Consider the following 19682-nt stretch of genomic DNA (forward strand, 5'->3'; position numbering starts at 1 on the left):
TGCAAAGCTAGCAACCATAGCCAGTCAACCTAAAGTGACTTTGGTAAAAAGGGGCTTCGCGATCTGCAAACATCTTTAATAATGATGCTTTAGTTGTTATGAATACTGATTGTGTGTTGCTTCCATACCTAGTCGTCAAAATGGTTCTGAGAGAGTACGTAACATCAACATTTAAATGAGCCAGTGATCCGCAATTAACAAACCATAACAAAGTTTTTTTGCTTCCATTTTCGATAGCTTCAAGAAATCTTGAATTTTCTTTTGCGGAGAATGCTGCAGCTGCTGAGTCATATTCTGAAAAATCTAAATAGTGAACACCGATACCTTTTTGCTCGGCGAGTAATGAGGTATGTTTAATGAAATCAGAGTGAAGTACTGATGAGTCAGCAGTAGAGATTCTAAAGTCCATCTCCCAAGCATGACGCACAAAATTTTCAGGAGTAATGTGATGTTCGGGTAAGTTGCATTTTTTATTTTTATTCAATCTAAACTCAGCGTCGTTGTTCTAGTTACTTCTTCGGGTAGAGTAAATCATGACTCATCAATGTACTACTTTCATACCAACATTCTAAATCAAACTTGTACTTATGCGTTCGTTATATTTGTCGGTGGACAATAAATTTTTATCATGAGTAAAGTGTTAGACTTTTAAGGTTCTGGACAGAGGCGAGTTACGACACTCGCTGAAACGTCTCTGGACACTTTCGAGCTAGAAAGTACCACGGATAAAAATCTCACGAAAACACTCCATGCTCTAAACGGCCGATAAAATCGATTACAACCTTAGTGTCTTCGGCTGTCGAAAGCATATCAATTGGTCGTTTGTTACCCAGTCCTCGAACTGGGTTCTTGAACCAATGATTAGCGGCTTCTTCACTTCCAAAGAGTGTTAGCGCAGTCAGAAATGCTTTGTCATAATTCTTTTTGGTTTCTTTATTCACTTTAAACCCCGCCTAAGTTTATGTGATAGGTCTTATACACCATACCTACATTAAGAAAAATAGGCCAAATAATGATTCACAAACTGATAGATAGTAATGATCTCAACAAGAATGAGGTAAAACAGAGCTAGTGCTATTGAACTAACTCATAACTATTCTGTGATCGTTAGCCAACTAAGCATTCCGTACATCACAGAGACCGATCGATAATTATATATTTCAAAAAACAGTGTATACAGGATACTTAATGGGGAGCACTACGTTTCTTGAATACGATGACCGACGATTCCGAATAACTAAGCTCCTGGTAGTAATTCAGTAACATTACACTCTAATGCTTGCGCTAAACCATAAACTTTTTCTAATGTGATGTTCACTTCTCCACGTTCAATACGGCCAACATAGCTTCTATCGATGTCAGCAATCAATGCGAGCTTATCTTGAGATATGCCATTTTTTTTGCGCACGTCACGTAGTTTCATGCCAAATTTAACCGCTAAGTCTTTCATTTTTAGTCCAAGTAAAAATGAAAACTATCCTTAGTTGCGGTATACAAAGCCACGGACTATAATCCGCATTAAAAGTTTAACTCGAAATTCTGGTCAACAAAATGCCAAGCAAGCCAATCACCTTAATTCAGCAGTTCTATCAAATACTCGTTGAAGAACAACTTGATGATTTCTCTGTGTTAGAACTTAGAGATCGCTTCATGGTACTTTCTGATCCAAAGCTCGATAAAGCAACAGCAAGAAGATTTGTATATCGACATATCTTACGTCTAGTGAAGAAAAAATTACTCAATAAGGTATGCGTTGATGAAGGTCAGAAAGCTACGTACCAAAAGACAGCTCTATTTTCCAAAACATCATGGGAAACCACTGGGGATGACCAAACTATTTGCCAAAAAAAAACACCTTGTAAAAGCAAGCTAGCGCTCCCTAAAGCCATACTTCAAGAAAGGCTAGAACAGTGTGAAAGTGATTTCTTGGCATGCTTACATGAGTTTGAAACCTATCAGGACCTGAGTTCTCAGTTCCCCCACCTAAAAGAAAGCCTTTATGATGTAAGGCATAAAACTAAAGTACAGAGCTCAAAGCTCGTCGGGGAAATACGAGCCATCAAAATGGCATTAACCCTCTCATGATGCTTTTACGACAATGGCAATCTGAGTGTACAGAGTTAGCTTTAAATCGTTACCAAAAAGGCCAACATCACTTTCTTTGCCTCGCTACACCAGGGGCGGGAAAATCCGTCATGGCTGCAGAAGTCGCATCCCGACTATTTCAAAAAGATAAAATTGATTTTGTACTCTGTTTTTCGCCTTCTTCCGCTATATCTAAAGGGTTGTCGCGCACCTTTAAGGCTCGTCTTAATTGTCGCTTTGATGGCGTTATCGGCGCTCTAGGAGCCTCGTACACCTATCAGTGTTTGCCGTTCTTTGATGAGTCCTTTTGGACACTATTGCGAAACCATCGTGTACTGGTGGTATTTGATGAAATTCACCACTGTGCAGGACTAAATATTGCGGAGGCAAATGCGTGGGGTAAAACGATTATTGAACATATTCAATCTCATGCCCGTTACACGCTTTCACTAACTGGTACGCCATGGCGTTCAGATAAAGCACCAATTAGCTTATCGAGCTATAACACCGCCAATACAAAAATTGAATGCGATTATATATATGGGTTAAGCCAAGCTGTTAAAGATGGCGTGTGCCGTTTACCCAATATTGTTTTAGTAGATAACGATCAGATCACAGCTACCTCTAGCGAATCCGAAGCTCGCTATTTCTCATCCATTAGTGACTATCTCGATGAACCTTGTGCTCGCTATCAAAGCATCATCAATGATGATACCTGCATGAGGTATCTAATAAAGTCTGGCATAGCAACACTAGAAGCCATTCAACAAAAGAAGTCGAATGCCGCGGGATTAGTGGTTGCTTCATCCATCGAACATGCGATTAGATTACATGCGATTATTTCTGGGGAGTTTAAAAAGAAAGCGGCTATTGTTACTTATAAGCATGATGACCCACCAAGCATTATTGATGATTTTAGAAGCAATGATACTGATTGGATCGTCAGTGTGGGAATGATCAGTGAAGGAACCGACATTCCAAGGCTTCAAGTCTGTTGTCACTTAAGCAACGTAAAAACAGAGCTTTATTTTAGGCAGGTATTAGGCCGTATATTGAGGATAAACCAAGGGTTGAACCAAGAAGCGTGGTTGTACACCTTCGCCGAGCCCAACTTAGTGAAATATGCACACCGAGTTGCTGAAGAAATCCCTGAACACAATGTCTTACATCACAAACACATAGATGCCAAAAGCTCGACGCTCCCAAAGAAGCATGAACCTCAACCATCCAACGACACTCGCCAAGATGACTCACTCGATATGGATAGATGGGAAGCATCACGAACAACTCAAAAAGATCAAAAATCAGCAAACCTAATGAGTCAAAATTCTGAATCTAACAACCACTATTTTGATATCGTTGGTGACTTTAGACAGCAAATTGTTGATGTATTTCGTTATCAAGATTAATCCGTCGATAGTCCAATAAATAAGCAGGTTATATTATTAATCGCAAAGCCACTAGCGTAATAACCGACTCTAAAATATACATTTCTGAGCGGAAACAGACCAACACGTCATAGACGTAAGTCGTGATACAAGACCGCTAATTCATGTTCCATTCGGGCAGTAACATTCATAGCTACTAAGCCCAAGCTTTTCTTTATAACATGATAAAACTCGGCCAATTTCAACCGACACCGTTTAGGTTGAAATTCGCCACATATCACAGAATAAGCTATGAGCTAGCTCAAAGATGGACATAAATTGAGTTTCAGGGATTCTAATATTAGTGATTCATGAATAACTTTTTATAAGGCCAGTTTGCCAATTAATACGCCTTTGTACAGTGCGCACTTTGTCTGATTATGTTTAATGGTGCATACCTTGTAAAATCAGTCAACCTCTTGTGTTTAGGGGGGGCTCATTGAAGTATCGCGAAATGAGTAAGAATTACATTTTTCGAGAGTTAGAGTGCTAAATGACGAAGTCGCTGAACTGTGTTTTAAAACTGTGAGAACAGTCACAGCTTGAGATGAGGAAAAACCAATACCTCCTGAGTGCACAAGACTTATGCGGATGGCCAAAGGTAGAGAACTTAGCATTCGTGAAGATTGGGTGCAGTTCAAAATGTTATACGACAGTATGGAGCTGTCGACAGGCCAAGTGGTGAAGCCACAACAAATACTAGCAGTTGGGGATTCAATCAGAGTTAGAGATTAAGACTTCAACACACCTACTTGGATTAGCTAGGGCGATAGCGAATATTAAGAAATAGGATTAGAAAAGTATGGTTTTATCAATGCGAATTCAAAGTCTAGGTTGCATCAGTTAACTAGGTAATCTTTCGTTGATATGGTTACCTTGACTGGCACAAAGATATACCTTGTTTAGTGGATTAGTCAGTCCTCCTTTTTGGTCATATCAAGGAGAAATAAGCCGAACCTTTATCGAGAGGGTTCGGCTTTTTTATTTTACTTTATTCTAAAGCTTTATGTACAAATCCCATAAATTTTGTGGTTGCTTGTTCTAATGTTTGGTCTTCTTTTTTTGAGACCCCCATGTCCAATCCCTTTTGACTGTCGGGCGTTGTCTGTACATAGATCTTATTTAAATCGAGGTGTATCGATGTTAATCGTTTTATCGGGGAAGCGTAATCGATAGAAAATTTGCAAAGTAATTCTATTTTTTCAATTACCAGTCGAGACACATAAATAAAACTCATAGATTGATAAAGATAAGAGTTTGAGTATTGTGAGTTAGCTTTGACAGCCAGAAAATTCACATAGTCCTGGCTATCTCTGTACATAAAGTCATAGAGGTCACAAATTATTTTGTAGTAACGCTTCTGGGTTTCCTGATCCAAATTTGAATCTATAGCGTTAGTGTATGAGCTTTCAATCTCATTAACAACTAGGTCAAGTCTTGACAGTAAAGCTAATAGCAACGGATTAATCGCATAATTGCCAGTCGGCGCATCTGGGTAGATATTGTTATGAGCAAATCTTAAATCAATCTCTTTATCTACACGTTGAGATAGGTACTTGGTGAATTCATCTATGTGTTTGTAGTAGTTGGAGAATACATTCTGTTCATTGGTGACGCGAATTTGTTCCTTTGTTTGTTCTGAACGGTGGTTCGCTGCAAGCAAAGCGATTACTGGAATAATTAGGGCGGCAATAGAAAGAGGGAATTTGAAAACCATAAAAAATAGATTGAAACCGTCATAACTCCAATTAAACGTAAGGTTTGAATTACAAGCTATTGTGATTGCAATTGATACTGAAAAGGAAAGTAGAGCAAACGCTGTTACTCTCACTACATTAAGACTTAAAAAACTCTTATGGGGATCGAAAAAATTCGAACTCATTAATTAAACCTCTGATTACTTAGTCTATGCAAAGTATAATCACCTCTAACTAGCAGGGGAAGGTAATCTTAACTAGACGAAGTAATTATTAAACTTATCTGAACCTACATTGATTTCTTTCTTGGTAGGACTATAAAGAACTATTGTCAAAGAACTTAAATCAATATAATTCATAGAAATCACCATGCTCAATCGAGGTGGTTTGTGTCTGTTTGACAATTTGTCCTTATGACTATTAAAAGTGATTATCAATGAAAAAAAATAAGACAGTAGCTTTAATCTGGGTTGTAACATCTTGGGCTGTGATTTGGTTAGGGCTATACATCATGAATTTTTATAAACTTCCTATAAGCAATGATCCTGAACCTTGGGCACATTTTTCAACATTCTTTAGCGGTGTAATAATTGGGCCACTTACGTTTGCTGCTTCAGGAATAGCGGCATGGTTTGTTTATAAAACATTAGAAATTGAACGAAAAAATTACAGAAAAAATGTCGCTATAATTGAAGTGGACTCATATAAAGATAAACTTTTAAGGTTTAAAGAGGCTTTCGATGAAAAAATCAATCTTCGAGTAAACAATAAAAATTTTCACAATGAGCTAGAAGGGAAAAAAATTGTTGAAATACTACAAGCGTACGCACATACAACTAGGGTTCTTACTAACGAAGAAGAGCAAGAGATGTTGAAGCTTGCTCATTCCATTCTTGGGAGTGTAAACGTTCTTGTCCAATGTGCTTATACGTATAGCCATATGATGAATCATAAGATAATTGAAACAGAAGACGAGAAGGAAGCTCATGTCTGTACAGAGTACTTTATCTGGTATAACCGCTATAGCATACTTGCTCTTAACTTAATAAAAATATGTGAACCAAATAAAATAGAAGAAAATGAGTATTTTCAGTGCTTATTCGTTCTTGAAACTGATAACGAAAACCACTTCATAAAAAAATCACTTAGTTCATAATTATTGAAGCCATTTAAGCGCACTCTGTTGAGTTGGTCGAATTTACCCCCGTGATACAACACGGGGATTCACGACGAACAGCATTTGAAGAATGGATAACTTCTAGTAGGACAAAACCCCATGAACAGGATATGAATGAGTAAAAGGTGGGGCATAAACCATTTAGATCAAATGCTCTAAACTGGTTTTGAACAAAGCCTTCTTAGAGTAATCACGTAAAATATGTGATCACGTAAAATAGAAAAACTCGGATAACTTTTGCTATCGGAAAGTCGCTCAGTGAGGTGTCCAGTTCTGCTGGTTCAGATCACTACAAGCCTTAAATCGTGATTATTCCAACTTCTGATGCTTTAGACAGGTACATTAATGGGTTGTTGGTGGGCTCTTTCAATGCTTGGCCTCTTGACACAGAAACTTCTAAACCAGACACAAATCCAGCAAGAGCACCAACCGCAGTTGCCATAGTAAAAGAATAACCTGTGAACATATCGATTCCAAAAGCCGGTAATGCTGCCCCCCCGAGGTTAGCCAAACCTGTTGTTTGAATTAGGTCTTTCCCAGAAAGTTTGTATTGAACGTCAATATCAAACTTATTGAAAATACGGAATCTTTCCTTTGATACTTGGTCAAGGTTATTGATCGAGTTTTGAAATCTAGTTATTGCTTGTTTGCCCTCAAGAGTTTGATCGGGTGCAGATAACACTTCTTTATACATTTCATTTATGCAGTTATGTAAATCACCTAGCTCGTCACTTCGGTAATCTTTGAATTCAAGTATCTCGTTAATATTCACCGAACGATCAGGAACAGGAAGCACGTTAGTCAAGCCAAAACGAATATGATCGTTTTGCTCGGACAACTCAGGAGGTAAGTAGAACTGATTACAATCAGATTGATGAATAAGCCAATCAACATTAGGATCTTTGTTGAACATTTTAGCTAGTTCAGCTTGCTCTAATAGCATTGCATCAGCAATATCTTGGCTAGAGTATCGTCCATTGCCAAAGCTCAATTTAGGTCTCAGAACTTTTCCTGTTGCGACGAGGTCTTCTTGGTCGGGAATACCGAAAGATATGAGGTTGTTGTCGGGAACAATCATCTTGTCCCAGTACAACATATAGTACCTAACCATCTCAGGAGTTAGTTTCGAACTGAATGACAAACCTGTCATGTTGTACTGAATGTTCATCGGTAACGCAATAACACCTCTTTCCATCATATTCCCCATAACCATATAGATAAAAGGACATTGTAACCCATAAGCAATTAGTTGCAAAAGCCGCTTGAGTCTACATATTAAAATTTGCGCTCGGCGAAGGCATCTGTGCTTAAGCTTATCAATAATCGAGATTAAAAAAGGGGCAGATCTGAGCTAGTGGTACTTTGAGAGAAAAGTGCCACGAGTAAAACTTCAGATCTATGAAGCCTCTGGACAGAAATGAGTATCGGAGAACCAAGTATTAGCAAATCACGAATTAGCATAAGTATGGAAAGTCACTAAGCTCACTGTCCAGTATTGATGGTGCACATCATTGTCTTGCTTTTACACAAACCTGACATTGATGAATGCCAGAAGCTATCGATATAAATATCAACATATTGTATTATTACATCCGTATTTATACTTATTAGGATTTTCTATGTTGATTCATGAATTTTCGAATAAGGACGTTACCGCTGAGCATGTAATTTTAGCTCAAGCAATACTAGCAGGGACTGCTCAAGGAGATAAAAGTAAAGCACAGCGCTTTATGATTTTTGTAAATGAGATTCCCGATGCGCCGACTGTGCAAAACCTGATTCCTCGCTTTAGTCAATTTATGAAGCGCTTTAAAGCCAACTGACATTCAGAATACGTTACACAGGGATGTGTAATTAAGATCACCAATTCCCCCTAACCACTACCTACTTTTAAACACTATCTGACCCTATGCTCGCTCTATATCTAGCGATTATTGTCGGAGGACAATAGAGTTTGATCAATTTTAAAAACGTTTCTGGACAAAAATAATTTAGGGCAATTACTTAAATTGAGTATGTTCGAATTACCTTTTTTATGGCAAACCAAACAATTAGAAATAGGCTAACTTGGAGCTTTGCTAAAGATTATTACTACATTTGTATTGTAAATTCACAGGTGTATACAACCCACCTAAAGTCTCATCTTGTTTGTAGCAAGTAAGGAAAGCGTCTACTACACAGGGGTCGTATAGCTTATTTCGGCCTTGTTCTAAGGTATTGATAGCTTTCTCCGCTCCGACAGCCTTCCTATATGGTCTATCACTTGCCATAGCATCGAAGGTATCTGCAACAGCTATAATCCGAGCCTCAAGTAAAATTTCATTCCCTTTGATTCCGTTTGGGTAGCCCGAGCCATCCAACCTTTCATGGTGCTGTTTGATCATTTCGACGATTGGCCAAGGAAAAATTACTTCATGAAAAATCTTTGCTCCTACTTCTGAATGACTTTGGAGTAACTTGTACTCTGCTGGCATGAGCTTCCCAGGCTTATTTAAGATTTGAGACGGGATCGTAATTTTCCCGATGTCGTGAATCAATGCTCCAATGACTAGTCCTTCTTTCACAGAGTCTTCTAGTGAAAGTTTATTAGCTATAAGATCGCATATATGAGCGACATTACGTTGGTGAGAGGAAGTGTATTCATCACGAATTTCAAGCGCACGAGATATTGAGCCTAGCATATTAGTCATAATCGCGATGGGGGTAGAAGAATCAAATTCTAGCTTGTTTTTAGCTAATCCAGATTCAATCTTACTTACCTTTGTTTGTACCTGAGGCCAGATGTCATTGATCATACTGTAAAAATAACTTACGAAGTCATGACTGTATGGTGCGTTGTTGTTGCTTATACCGATGACCGCAACTACGTCATTATTTTGTATTACGGGAAGACTGAAGTGATGAGTTAGTTTTATGTGGCCTTTCGGTAAAGAGTCATCTATGGAATAGTTTGCATCATAGTGGTTGTGTATTACGGGCTTTTTAGTTCTTATACTATCTGCCCATACTCCTGCAGATGATAGTGGATAGTGGGTTTCATAGCTGCAATGGCAATGTTCCAAAACAGAGGTTGACCAAACATTTAATGCGATTTCTTCGTTAGTATGAGAATAGAAGTGGAAATATCCGATATCGCTCTTGGCTTCTTGTACAAAAAAATCAATGAGATCTCGATAGAAGTCATGACTCGTTAAATATTTCTTTCTTGTAAGAAAATCTATACTCATAGAGCTTTCAGTCCGTTAAAATCGATATTGACTTTAAGTCTAGTTCTTTTTCGCGTATTTCATCTGACATTAGCAGAATTTAGGCTGGCTAAGAAAGTGCATGTTCTGGCTGAAACTAATATTGGGGCAGATCTGAGCTAACTGGCACTTTTTGAGAAAAGTGCCACGAGTAAAACTTCAGGTATATGAAGCCTCTGGACAAAAGCTTGTTAGAGTCTGAACTACTCAAACTTCCGCTCCTTATTGTTTGAACTATCAACTACACATAACTATGAATTTTATCTAATGGTTAAATATACTCAGGATCGTTTCAATAAATTTTTCTGGTTCTTCTAGCATTGGCGTATGCGATACATCTTCTAACTTAATTAGCTGTAATGATTTAAATGCGCCTTCAATGCTTTCCCACACCTCAATCGGAGCAATGCTAAAATCTAGTTCCCCATTAATGACGGTGGCATCCAAGTTTGAAGAAAACTGCGTAAGTTCGATATCTCTGAATATTTCTCCCCAAAGCGTATCTAGTAGCGGTGTATTCATTTCAACATCATCCCACAAAGGTAACTCATCAAATGATGCATCTTTCCATCTCATTGGGCCTAATCTACGACAGATATGCGCAAACTTACGTTCTGGCTGTTTGGCAATATCACTTTCTAGTCTAGCCATACTTGTATCTAGCAACTTTTTTCGTTGTTCAGAAGCGTTTTCAGACCAATGAGTAAACTGTTTCTCTTGCATATCACCTGACAGACTTGGCGCAGCACCAACTACAATCAACTTTTCGATCTTTATTTTCGCATGACTTGCAAAGTGCATTGCCATATACGCATGACCTGAATGGCCTAAAACACTAGTTTTAGTTAGATTTAGGCTGTCGCATATTGCTTGAATATCACGAGTGATAGTATCTAAGCTGACAAACTCAACTGGATTTACAGCATCACATTTTGAGAATCCGCGATGATCCACATACACACAAGTAAAGTAATTGTGCAGAGATTCGGGAATGACTTTCTTGTAGTAGTTCACACTACCAATAATTAACAAATGTGGGCCTGTTCCATGCTGCTCGACTTGTAAATGATAATTATCACGATGGACAAGTAAAGGATTTCTATCGTTCATTTATATACTCACTCTGGTTGTTATGGAACCATTCTAGGATATGGTTTAGGCCTATTAAATGAGCTAATATGGGTTTCTATAGCTCAAATTTTGGGATAATCATGTTAGATAGAATTGATAATGTTTGGCTACAATCATTTTTTTCCGTTTATGAAAACCATAGTTTTGTTAAAGCCTCCGAACACCTAGCAATTCCAAGTTCCAACGTCAGCAGACACATCCAACAACTAGAGTCGGTATTGGGTGAAAAGCTATTCTATAGAACAACTCGTAAAGTAACCCCAACACTGATGGGTGAGCGTTTTTTCCAAGAAATTAGAGAACCATTGTACAACCTCAATCAGTCACTACAGCGACTAAGTGAGGCACAGACCTCCCTTAAAGGAAGCATTCGACTTAGTTCTCCAGATATACCTATTATTGGTGAGGTTTTAGCGGATTTTTTAGCCACATATACAGACATTACACTGTACTGTGAGCACAGTACTGCGATTGAAAATGCTATCTCAAACGACCCCGATATTATTATTAGCTGTGAGCGAGGAGAACTCGATGACAGAGATTGGGTATCGAAGCCACTTTGCCAATGGGACACTATTATCTTGGCTTCTAAAGAGTGTATTAACCGCTATGGCTTGCCAAAAAACCTAACTGAACTGGAGTCAATGCCTTGTATATCAAGCTATAAATCTTTTGGAGGTGATCCTTGGATTTTTGCTATTCCAGAGTCAAATGAGTATAAGTCACTATCGCCAAAATCGAGAATAAAAGTAGATGGTGGATTTACGGCAAAAGCTCTTGCACAACGTGGGCTTGGGTTTGTCGCTCTGCCCAGTAGCTTCTGCTTAGATGAAATAAAACAGAATGAATTACAACAAGTTTCTGTAGATTATGATTTATCTCCACTGACAATATTCATTCATCATCGTGCAATAAATTTTCATTCACACATATCAAAGTTACTTGTAGATTTCATCGCCGAAAAATTATCTTCTAACTCATAATGGGGCGTGCGACGTGAAGTCGTATGAAGCGCTGTTCACCGCTTAATGTGTGAACCATCTGTATCACCAGATGAACCTAAGGCTCTGAATAAAGTAGCGAGTCTGACAATGTAACGAAGATTGGCTATTAGCCAATCGGGATCTGAATCGTGAGAGAACGATCCTCCTGATAACCACAATCGGGTGAGTGCTAGGTAGTCAGTATGATGAACAGAAGTGAATCCGCGTAAGGTGCGTTATGTGATGAAACAGCGGAAGTGGTTAATACGCTGTAGCCAAAAGGCACGAGAGTCGGAAAGAGATTGCCCCATGCTCTTTCGTGATCATTGAACTCTTCGCACCATAGCGGGCATCTACCCTGACATTGCGCAACATACGGAACACGGTAAGCCTGTATCACTCCCTTTGGGAAAGCCTATGTGGCCGATAGTGATGCAGGTATAGGAGGTTGTAAAAAGCGAAGGCTGCATTGTAACGATGCAGATACAGACCTGTGTCTGATCACGAAAGTGAGCCCACTTCCGACTGGTCTCCCGTTGCGAGAGAATTTGAAGAACTTTATTCAAGGAGAAACGCAAATGATGATTTCAAAAGAGATTAGTGCCTCTCCTGACAGCATTCAATGGCAGTCAATCGACTGGAAATCTGTTGAGTCGCACGTATTAAAGCTCCAGATGCGTATCGCAAAGGCAACTCGAGAAGGTAAACACGGCAAAGTGAAAGCTTTGCAATGGATACTGACTCACTCGCGTTCAGCAAAACTTCTTGCTGTTAAGCGAGTGTCACAAAACAAAGGCAGTAAAACGCCTGGAATAGATGGTGTTATCTGGAATACAGATACACGCCGCATGAAAGCAGTTAATCAATTGAGTCGAAAAGCTTACCAAGCTAGACCACTCAAGCGTCTCTATATCCCCAAAAAGAATGGCAAACTTCGACCACTGGGTATCCCGTGCATGATAGACAGAGCGCAACAAGCGCTTCACCTATTAGCGTTAGAGCCCGTATCGGAAAGCCTTGCAGACCCTAACAGTTACGGTTTTCGACCAAAACGCAGCACGGCTGATGCTATCGGACAGTGTTTCATCTGCCTGAGTCAGAAGCGTTCAGCGCAATGGGTTCTTGAAGGGGACATCAAAGCCTGTTTCGACAAAATCGGGCATCAATGGCTGATGAATAATGTTGCCGTTGATAAGCGTATGTTGGGACAATGGCTAAAGTCTGGCTTTATAGACAAAGGGCTGTTCTATGACACCAACAAAGGCACGCCTCAAGGTGGGATTATATCCCCAACCTTGATGTTAATGACGCTCTCTGGTCTCGAACAGCAAATTAAGTCTACCGCTCTCAAAAAGGGAGCAAGAGCCAACTTTATTGGATACGCCGACGATTTCATCGTCACTTGCGCTTCAAAGGAAGTGCTTGAGAACGATATCAAACCGTTGATTGCTGACTTCTTAGCTGAACGAGGCTTAACACTCTCCGAAGAGAAAACGCACATCACTCACATCAACGATGGCTTTGATTTCCTAGGTTTTAATCATAGGAAGTACAAAGGAAAATTGCTCATTAAGCCGAGTAAATCCAACACGTTAATGTTCTTAAGTAATCTGCGTGAACTCATCAAAAAGCACGTAACCCTTCCAGTGAATGATCTTATCAAACTGATAAATCCGAAACTCAGGGGATGGTCGAACTACTATCGACACTGCGTGGCAAAACAGATATTCGGTTATGTAGGTCACAAACTATTCCATACGTTATGGCACTGGACGAAAAGGCGTCATCCAACAAAGTCTAAAACTTGGATCGCCCTAAAATACTTCATCAACCGTAAAGGACAATGGCAGTTTCACGGTTGGCAGAAGATCATGGATATGGATTGCCAGTTCAATCTCTTCCAAATAGCTAAAGTGCCGATAGAAAGACATGTGAAAATCCGAAGTGCAGCGACACCATTTGACCCTCAATACCAAGAGTACTTGGCAAAGAGAAAGTCCAAAAGGCTAGCCCGTAACTCTTGGAAAGAGCCTGTCCCGACTGCGTTATAAGTTGCTGGGTATCATTTGATGCCTTTGTGGAGGCTTGAGCCTAGTGCAGTGAAAGTTGCACGCTGGGTTCTTAGGGAGACGGCACTTGGTAACAAGTGTCGTCCACCCGACAAAGACGTGTTTGCCGAGATCGGCGTCAGCACGTCTTTGGACAAAAGTGTGTCAGTGCTTCTCCTAAATTAGTAATTCATAGATAACTACAGGTATGGAAAGTCGTTAACTTTATGTCCAGTATAAATGGTACAGAACAATTGCATAAACGAGGTTAAAAGAGACATCCGATACGCCGAATCAACTTACTTTTTTAACCTGTGTATCCCTCAGTGAACTCGATGCTGATATAAATGTTGAACGTATAGAAAGTAATTTAAATAAACACTCGAGCTCTTACACCAAACACCCATGCGCTGCTTTCGTTGGAGAATGCTGGTTCTTTGATGTATTGAATATCTGGCGTAATTTGTACGTGATCGCCAAACTGCATGTTGTAATAAAGCTCGGCAGCCATTTGGTCTTTTCCTGCATTCAAGAACGTTTGCAACGTATCGCTGTTCGTTTCTGACCAGTTCACTGCTAATCCGAGGTTATTGGTCGGTTTACCAAGGCCAAAGTAGCCTACACCAACTGATAACGATTTGTCATACAGCGCAACATCACCTTCCGATATACCACCACGAACAAACGACATCACTTGAGGCGTAACAAATTGGCTCCATGAGAAATTCACACCTTGACCTGACTCACCACCTACGACTGTACCATCAACCAATACCGTTGAAGACAAACTGTGTCTTGAGCCCGCATCCATATGCCAAAACGTCACGTGGAAATTGTCGGTATAAATTTGCTCTTGTGATGCCGTCCAGCCAAGTTCTAGTGTGGTAAATAACGTCGTGTCGTTAAACAGCGTATCAAAGCCTTCAAAAATATCATCCGACTTACCTTTAGCATCGGCAACTCCGCCTACAACGTAGAAATTTTCCCCCAGCATATGACCAGCAGATAGCGCTAGAACACCATCATCAGGTAATCCCATTGCCCCTGCACCCGTTGAAAACGCAAGGTTGGTAAAACCTGACCACGGACTCGCCAACGCATAAACATCCGCATAGTTGGTAACATCTTGCCAACCGACAATGATCGTCCCTTTGCCATCGTTGATTTTTTGCTTCCAGTTGAGGTCGGTCACGCGAAAACCTTGATCACTATACGCCGGGCCAATCATACCAACGTAGCCGATTTGATCTTGCCCAAGCCAAGCAAACTGCTTCGGTGACGTATCTGTGTATGAGTGTCTGTGCTCTACCTTCCAGACGATACTGCCGCTGTTTTCTGTGCTTTTACCCGTTAGGTGCCAAGAACCATAAACACGCGCTACACCAGACGAAGCATCAACCGAATCACCATTGATTCCATCTGGTGACTGCATCGCCAAAGAGAAGTAATCCGCACCAAACGTAAAGCCCTCAGCCGCTAACGACTCGCGCCAATCGAGTTGCTCAGACTTCTGCTGCGCTATGGTATTTTCAACCGAGTCTGGGCTATCAAAATTGGCAGCCCAAATAGGCCCAGAGCCCATAGTGGCCACTATCGCTAAACTTAGTGAGGACAATTTCATATTCATTAAAGCTTCTCTCATTATCTCGACTTCCTTTCGATGAGTGTAGAGTTCATATTGGGCAAATATAGGCATTTTGCGACATTGAAGAGCATAGCTCACTTTCCTAAGCCTTTAGTGACGAGCCTCAAACATTGCGCTCTTATCCTTCCCATTGCTCAAACTATAACTCACACGTCACTTAATATACTAAATAATGCTCTATACTTAGTTGAAATTATTAACTATTTCAATACAATCAAATAAAACAATTATTAAACATTACACATATTGGATAAGGGACTACCATGCGTAAATTACTCCTTGCGACGACCATTGCCTCGCTCTCTACTGCGGCAACCGCATCTGTTGAAACCAAAGATTGGCACGAATTTGCATCTAAAGACGCTCAAAGATATGTCGCCGACAACATCGTACTCGACTTCTACGCTTCTCCAAGCGGTACAGGTTTTAGCAAAGATTCTGAAGTGGCGAACTATATTGATTTGGCTCATGAGCGTGGCATCACTGGCGCATCGGTGACCCTTGGCGCACCACATACACCTAACCTGCTTGCGTTTAAATCTGAGCACGGAAAATGGACTAAAGCGTCTTCTTCAGCAAAAACACCGATTCGTTACGTTAAGAGCGTCGATGATTTTCAAAAAGCGCACGACAATGGCGAGTACGCCATCATGTGGGCAAACCAAACCACCATGCCGTTAGAGGGCGATGCAGCAAACGTGGCAGTCATGGCTGAGTATGGCGTCAAAACCATGCAGCTCACTTACAACGAAACCGAACTGACAGGCTCTGGCGTGATTTCAATGATCAACGGAGATACCAGTGGTTTGACTGAGTTTGGTAAAGAAGTACTTGATGAGATGGTGAAACACGGTATTACCATCGACCTTTCTCACACATCTCACTACACTACGCAAGGCATTACAGACTACATGCAGAAACACCATAAAGGTGTCCCTGTCATCTACTCTCACTCTCCTATCGCCTCGACTTATGGCTGTGAACCACACGAGACCTTGACGGAAACAGAGAAGCGCATGGCGAAGAAGAACCTCAAAAAAGGTGACCCAGATTTTCGTCTAGCGGCTTGTTACCGCCTACTTTCGGATGAGCAGGCTAAAACAGTGGCTGATATGGGCGGTGTTATTGCAGTGACCGCGACTGAGTGGATGATGGATGGTGTTTGGCCTGAAGACATTACACCTAAGCAGTTTGCAGAAATGATTGATGGAGCCGTCAAAGTGGTTGGTATTGATCATGTCGGTATCGCAACCGATGATATGATGACCACAGCGAAAGTCGTGCCTTTCACCATTGCAAATCCAGATAAGTATGCAGACAACGGCTACATGGTCAGTGCTTTTAACAAAGGGGCGACGGGCTGTGCTGAGTTGTCAAAACACATCGCAGGCGTTGTTGATAGTTTATGGGCGATGGGTTACTCAAATGACGACCTCGCTAAGCTATTCGGTGGTAACCTATTACGCGTTTATGAGCAAACTTGGAAATAGAGTCTAACCGCTCTTTTTCGTAACAAGACTTAACGCTCACAATCAAACATTGTGAGCGTTTTAGTATGTGAATAGCCACAAAAGTTGAGATAGGAGAGTGTGAGTTGATCCCTCTGATCCATAAATACGCAGTCATTACTTTTATTGAGTCTCTCAAACGTGAAGTAAATGATGTTTGGCCATTGGTGAAAAGTGCCAACGTTCCTATTTATTTAGAAACCAGTTCAACTCAGTTCACGTCATTTTCTGCCTTTTCGACGTTACTTAAAGAGGCGCATGATAAGTTACCCTCTACAACATTCATCGCACTAATGCAGCAGTCTGCGGAAAGGTTCATTGAGCAAACTCTACCTACCAATGATCAAAAAATACCTTTATTACAGCACCTTGTAGAATACATACCTGTCCATTCCATTACCTTAAATGAAAGCGCCAGTTCTTACTCAGTAGAACTTGAAACACCGCAACAAAGCTCGTCTCCGTTCTTGGCTGAGCTCTACTTGTTAGTCACCGTGCACTGTTGCTGTAAAAGGATAGATGCCCATATAGGCGCACCGATTAAATATCACTTGAAGCACACTCATGCCTCTGACCTTGAGCAGCTCAACATCGACAGTCGCACGCCCCAGTTCTTAGGCCAGCAGTCCACCGCTCTTTTCTACGAGCAGACCGTTAAGCTTGAATCAAACCTCAATGTCACTTATCCCGCAGTGTTTCATAGTGAACCGCGCAATTATGCAGACCAGATCTCCGCTGTGCTTGAAGGCTATATTGGGCGAGAGAACCTCTCTATTGAACAACTGAGCCAAATCATTGAGGTCAATGAGCGCACTGTTCAGCGATATTTAAAGAGCGAGGGTTATACGTTCAGAAGAATCAAAGAGTCACTAAACATCACTTTTGCAAAACGAGTCTTAGTTGAGCGCAATGCCTCGATTTCTGATGTGGCAGAACATCTTGGCTATGCTGACACCTCTCAATTTATCCGAGCCTTTAGAAAATCTGAGAACACAACGCCACTGCAATGGCTTAAACAGACTCGACAACCTTAACAATTCACTGCGCTGTCATACATTGTCGTAAATTGCACATTTTGGCCATTTCAAATCGATATATTTGCACTCGTAAACTAATTCGAGGGCAAACAGATGAAAAAGCTACTTATCGCAACGTTAATCTCCGCAGCAACCTTTAATGCACACGCATCAATTGAGACCAAAGATTGGCACCAATTTGCATCTAAAGAAGCCAAGCAGTACGTTGCTGACAATATTGTGCTCGACTTCTATGCCTCGCCAAGCGGTACAGGGTTTAGCAAAGATTCTGAAGTAGCGAACTACATTGATTTAGCTCATGAGCGTGGCATCACCGGCGCTTCTGTTACCCTTGGTGCACCACATACACCGAACCTGCTTGCGTTTAAATCAGAGCATGGAAAATGGACCAAAGCCTCTTCTGCGGCAAAAACACCGATTCGTTACGTTAAGAGTGTCGATGACTTTCAAAAAGCGCACGACAACGGTGAATACGCGATTATGTGGGCAAGCCAAACCACCATGCCGTTAGAGGGCGACGCAGCAAACGTGGCAGTCATGGCGGAGTATGGCGTCAAAACCATGCAGCTTACCTACAACGAAACCGAACTGACGGGTTCTGGTGTGATTTCAATGATCAACGGTGATACCAGTGGTTTGACTGAGTTTGGTAAAGAAGTACTTGATGAGATGGTTGAGCATGGCATTACCGTCGACCTTTCTCATACTTCTCATTACACAACGCAAGGCATTACTGACTACATGCAGAAACACCATAAAGGTGTGCCTGTCATCTACTCACACTCACCAATCGCCTCTACTTATGGTTGTGAACCACATGAAACACTGACGGAAACAGAAAAGCGTATGGCGCAGAAGAACCTGAAAAAAGGTGATCCAGACTTTCGCCTAGCCGCTTGTTACCGCCTTATTTCTGACGAACAAGCGAAAACTGTTGCTAACATGGGCGGTGTTATCGCTGTGACCGCAACCGAGTGGATGATGGATGGTGTGTGGCCTGAAGATATTACGCCTAAGCAATTTGCAGAGATGATTGATGGCGCAGTGCAAGTAGCAGGGATTGAACATGTGGGCATCGCAACCGATGATATGATGACCACAGCGAAAGTCGTTCCTTTCACCATCGCTAACCCAGATAAGTACGCGGATAACGGCTACATGGTTAATGCCTTTAACAAAGGTTCTACAGGCTGTGCTGAACTGTCAAAACACATCGCAGGTGTCGTCGATAGCTTATGGGCAATGGGTTATTCGAATGATGATTTAGCCAAGCTATTCGGCGGCAACCTAATGCGAGTTTATGGGCAAACATGGAAATAAAACGGGCCTAATTCCAGACTATAAAAGTAATGCTCACAGCTAAAATGATGTGAGCGTTTTTATTATTCAATCATAATAAATAGGAGAACTTGGATTGATCAATCCAGTCTACAGTATGCGGCTATTACCTTTGTTGAGCAGTTTAACTATGGAGTGAAAGATGCTTTATTACTGAAGTGTGATGTCCCTGTTCCTATCTACGTGAGACGAACTCAGCGTAATTTACGTCATTTTCTGCCTTTACAAAGCTGCTTCAAAAGGCTCTGTCCGATAGTCATCACGAACCACCTTTACAGAGACTCATTGAGCTTACTCCTGTCAAACCATTAAGCGGAGAGTTAAACATTGGCAAAAAATTTAGTATTCAATTGGAGGAAGG

Annotated in this window: 17 protein-coding genes and 1 pseudogene; 10 read left to right on the plus strand and 8 right to left on the minus strand. The window is 41.0% G+C overall.

What is annotated here, in order from left to right; genetic code table 11:
- Positions 1-7: 7 nt before the first annotated feature.
- From AC3CIA_RS03505 to AC3CIA_RS03515, 3 genes are all read right to left on the minus strand, one after another.
- On the minus strand, positions 8-484 hold the full coding sequence (locus tag AC3CIA_RS03505; RefSeq protein WP_488518518.1) for a hypothetical protein: 477 nt from the start codon (positions 482-484) through the stop codon (positions 8-10).
- A gap of 250 nt (positions 485-734) precedes the next feature.
- Positions 735-941 (minus strand): antitoxin Xre/MbcA/ParS toxin-binding domain-containing protein, encoded by a 207-nt coding sequence (locus AC3CIA_RS03510; RefSeq protein ID WP_102522755.1) that lies wholly within the window; start codon positions 939-941, stop codon positions 735-737.
- Positions 942-1237: 296 nt separating this feature from the next.
- Positions 1238-1450, minus strand: a complete 213-nt coding sequence (locus AC3CIA_RS03515; protein ID WP_372276220.1) for a helix-turn-helix domain-containing protein — start codon at positions 1448-1450, stop codon at positions 1238-1240.
- 101 nt (positions 1451-1551) lie between these two features.
- Here AC3CIA_RS03515 and AC3CIA_RS03520 point away from each other — a divergent pair, with 101 nt between their 5' ends.
- The 3 genes and pseudogenes from AC3CIA_RS03520 (at position 1552) to AC3CIA_RS03530 (ending at position 4302) form a co-directional block, all read left to right on the plus strand.
- Entirely contained in the window at positions 1552-2085 is a 534-nt protein-coding gene (locus AC3CIA_RS03520; protein WP_488518519.1) for a hypothetical protein, read from the plus strand.
- On the plus strand, positions 2085-3494 hold the full coding sequence (locus tag AC3CIA_RS03525) for a DEAD/DEAH box helicase (RefSeq protein WP_488518872.1): 1410 nt from the start codon (positions 2085-2087) through the stop codon (positions 3492-3494). Before AC3CIA_RS03520 ends, AC3CIA_RS03525 begins: the two co-directional genes overlap by 1 nt.
- 457 nt (positions 3495-3951) lie before the next feature.
- Positions 3952-4302: pseudogene (locus AC3CIA_RS03530) on the plus strand (regulator).
- A 201-nt stretch (positions 4303-4503) separates the two neighbouring features.
- Here the strand turns inward: AC3CIA_RS03530 and AC3CIA_RS03535 are convergent.
- On the minus strand, positions 4504-5394 hold the full coding sequence (locus tag AC3CIA_RS03535; RefSeq protein WP_488518520.1) for a hypothetical protein: 891 nt from the start codon (positions 5392-5394) through the stop codon (positions 4504-4506).
- Positions 5395-5645: 251 nt separating this feature from the next.
- Between AC3CIA_RS03535 and AC3CIA_RS03540 the strand changes: the two genes are divergently transcribed.
- Entirely contained in the window at positions 5646-6365 is a 720-nt protein-coding gene (locus AC3CIA_RS03540) for a BTB/POZ domain-containing protein (protein WP_488518521.1), read from the plus strand.
- A gap of 319 nt (positions 6366-6684) precedes the next feature.
- On the opposite strand, the gene AC3CIA_RS03545 is transcribed toward AC3CIA_RS03540, so the two are convergent.
- The gene (locus AC3CIA_RS03545; protein WP_488518522.1) at positions 6685-7584 is read right to left on the minus strand and encodes a DUF6236 family protein; all 900 of its coding nucleotides are present in this window, start codon (positions 7582-7584) and stop codon (positions 6685-6687) included.
- A gap of 421 nt (positions 7585-8005) precedes the next feature.
- Between AC3CIA_RS03545 and AC3CIA_RS03550 the strand changes: the two genes are divergently transcribed.
- Positions 8006-8209: a pyrophosphatase gene (locus AC3CIA_RS03550; RefSeq protein WP_488518523.1), complete on the plus strand. Its 204-nt coding sequence runs from the start codon at positions 8006-8008 to the stop codon at positions 8207-8209.
- 255 nt (positions 8210-8464) lie between these two features.
- Here the strand turns inward: AC3CIA_RS03550 and AC3CIA_RS03555 are convergent, their stop codons facing one another.
- Entirely contained in the window at positions 8465-9613 is a 1149-nt protein-coding gene (locus AC3CIA_RS03555) for an HD domain-containing phosphohydrolase (RefSeq protein ID WP_488518524.1), read from the minus strand.
- 282 nt (positions 9614-9895) lie between these two features.
- A complete protein-coding gene (locus AC3CIA_RS03560) occupies positions 9896-10741 on the minus strand; it encodes an alpha/beta fold hydrolase (protein WP_488518525.1) in 846 nt (281 codons plus the stop codon).
- A gap of 68 nt (positions 10742-10809) precedes the next feature.
- Here AC3CIA_RS03560 and AC3CIA_RS03565 point away from each other — a divergent pair, with 68 nt between their 5' ends.
- Together AC3CIA_RS03565 and ltrA are read left to right on the plus strand one after the other, a co-directional pair.
- Entirely contained in the window at positions 10810-11745 is a 936-nt protein-coding gene (locus AC3CIA_RS03565) for a LysR family transcriptional regulator (RefSeq protein ID WP_488518526.1), read from the plus strand.
- Between the two features lie 578 nt (positions 11746-12323).
- Entirely contained in the window at positions 12324-13796 is a 1473-nt protein-coding gene (ltrA, locus tag AC3CIA_RS03570; RefSeq protein ID WP_488518527.1) for a group II intron reverse transcriptase/maturase, read from the plus strand.
- A 367-nt stretch (positions 13797-14163) separates the two neighbouring features.
- Here the strand turns inward: ltrA and AC3CIA_RS03575 are convergent, their stop codons facing one another.
- The gene (locus AC3CIA_RS03575) at positions 14164-15420 is read right to left on the minus strand and encodes a carbohydrate porin (RefSeq protein WP_372045662.1); all 1257 of its coding nucleotides are present in this window, start codon (positions 15418-15420) and stop codon (positions 14164-14166) included.
- A 281-nt stretch (positions 15421-15701) separates the two neighbouring features.
- Between AC3CIA_RS03575 and AC3CIA_RS03580 the strand changes: the two genes are divergently transcribed.
- The 3 genes from AC3CIA_RS03580 to AC3CIA_RS03590 all read left to right on the plus strand — a co-directional run bounded on the left by AC3CIA_RS03580 (position 15702) and on the right by AC3CIA_RS03590 (position 19303).
- Entirely contained in the window at positions 15702-16928 is a 1227-nt protein-coding gene (locus AC3CIA_RS03580) for a membrane dipeptidase (RefSeq protein WP_372045661.1), read from the plus strand.
- 104 nt (positions 16929-17032) lie between these two features.
- Positions 17033-17980 carry a helix-turn-helix transcriptional regulator gene (locus tag AC3CIA_RS03585; protein WP_341634774.1) on the plus strand — a complete coding sequence of 316 codons (948 nt, stop codon included), beginning with the start codon at positions 17033-17035 and terminating at the stop codon, positions 17978-17980.
- A gap of 96 nt (positions 17981-18076) precedes the next feature.
- Entirely contained in the window at positions 18077-19303 is a 1227-nt protein-coding gene (locus tag AC3CIA_RS03590; protein WP_341634773.1) for a dipeptidase, read from the plus strand.
- The last annotated feature ends 379 nt before the right edge of the window (positions 19304-19682 follow it).

It is taken from the genome of Vibrio sp. QJM3NY_27 (assembly GCF_057785955.1).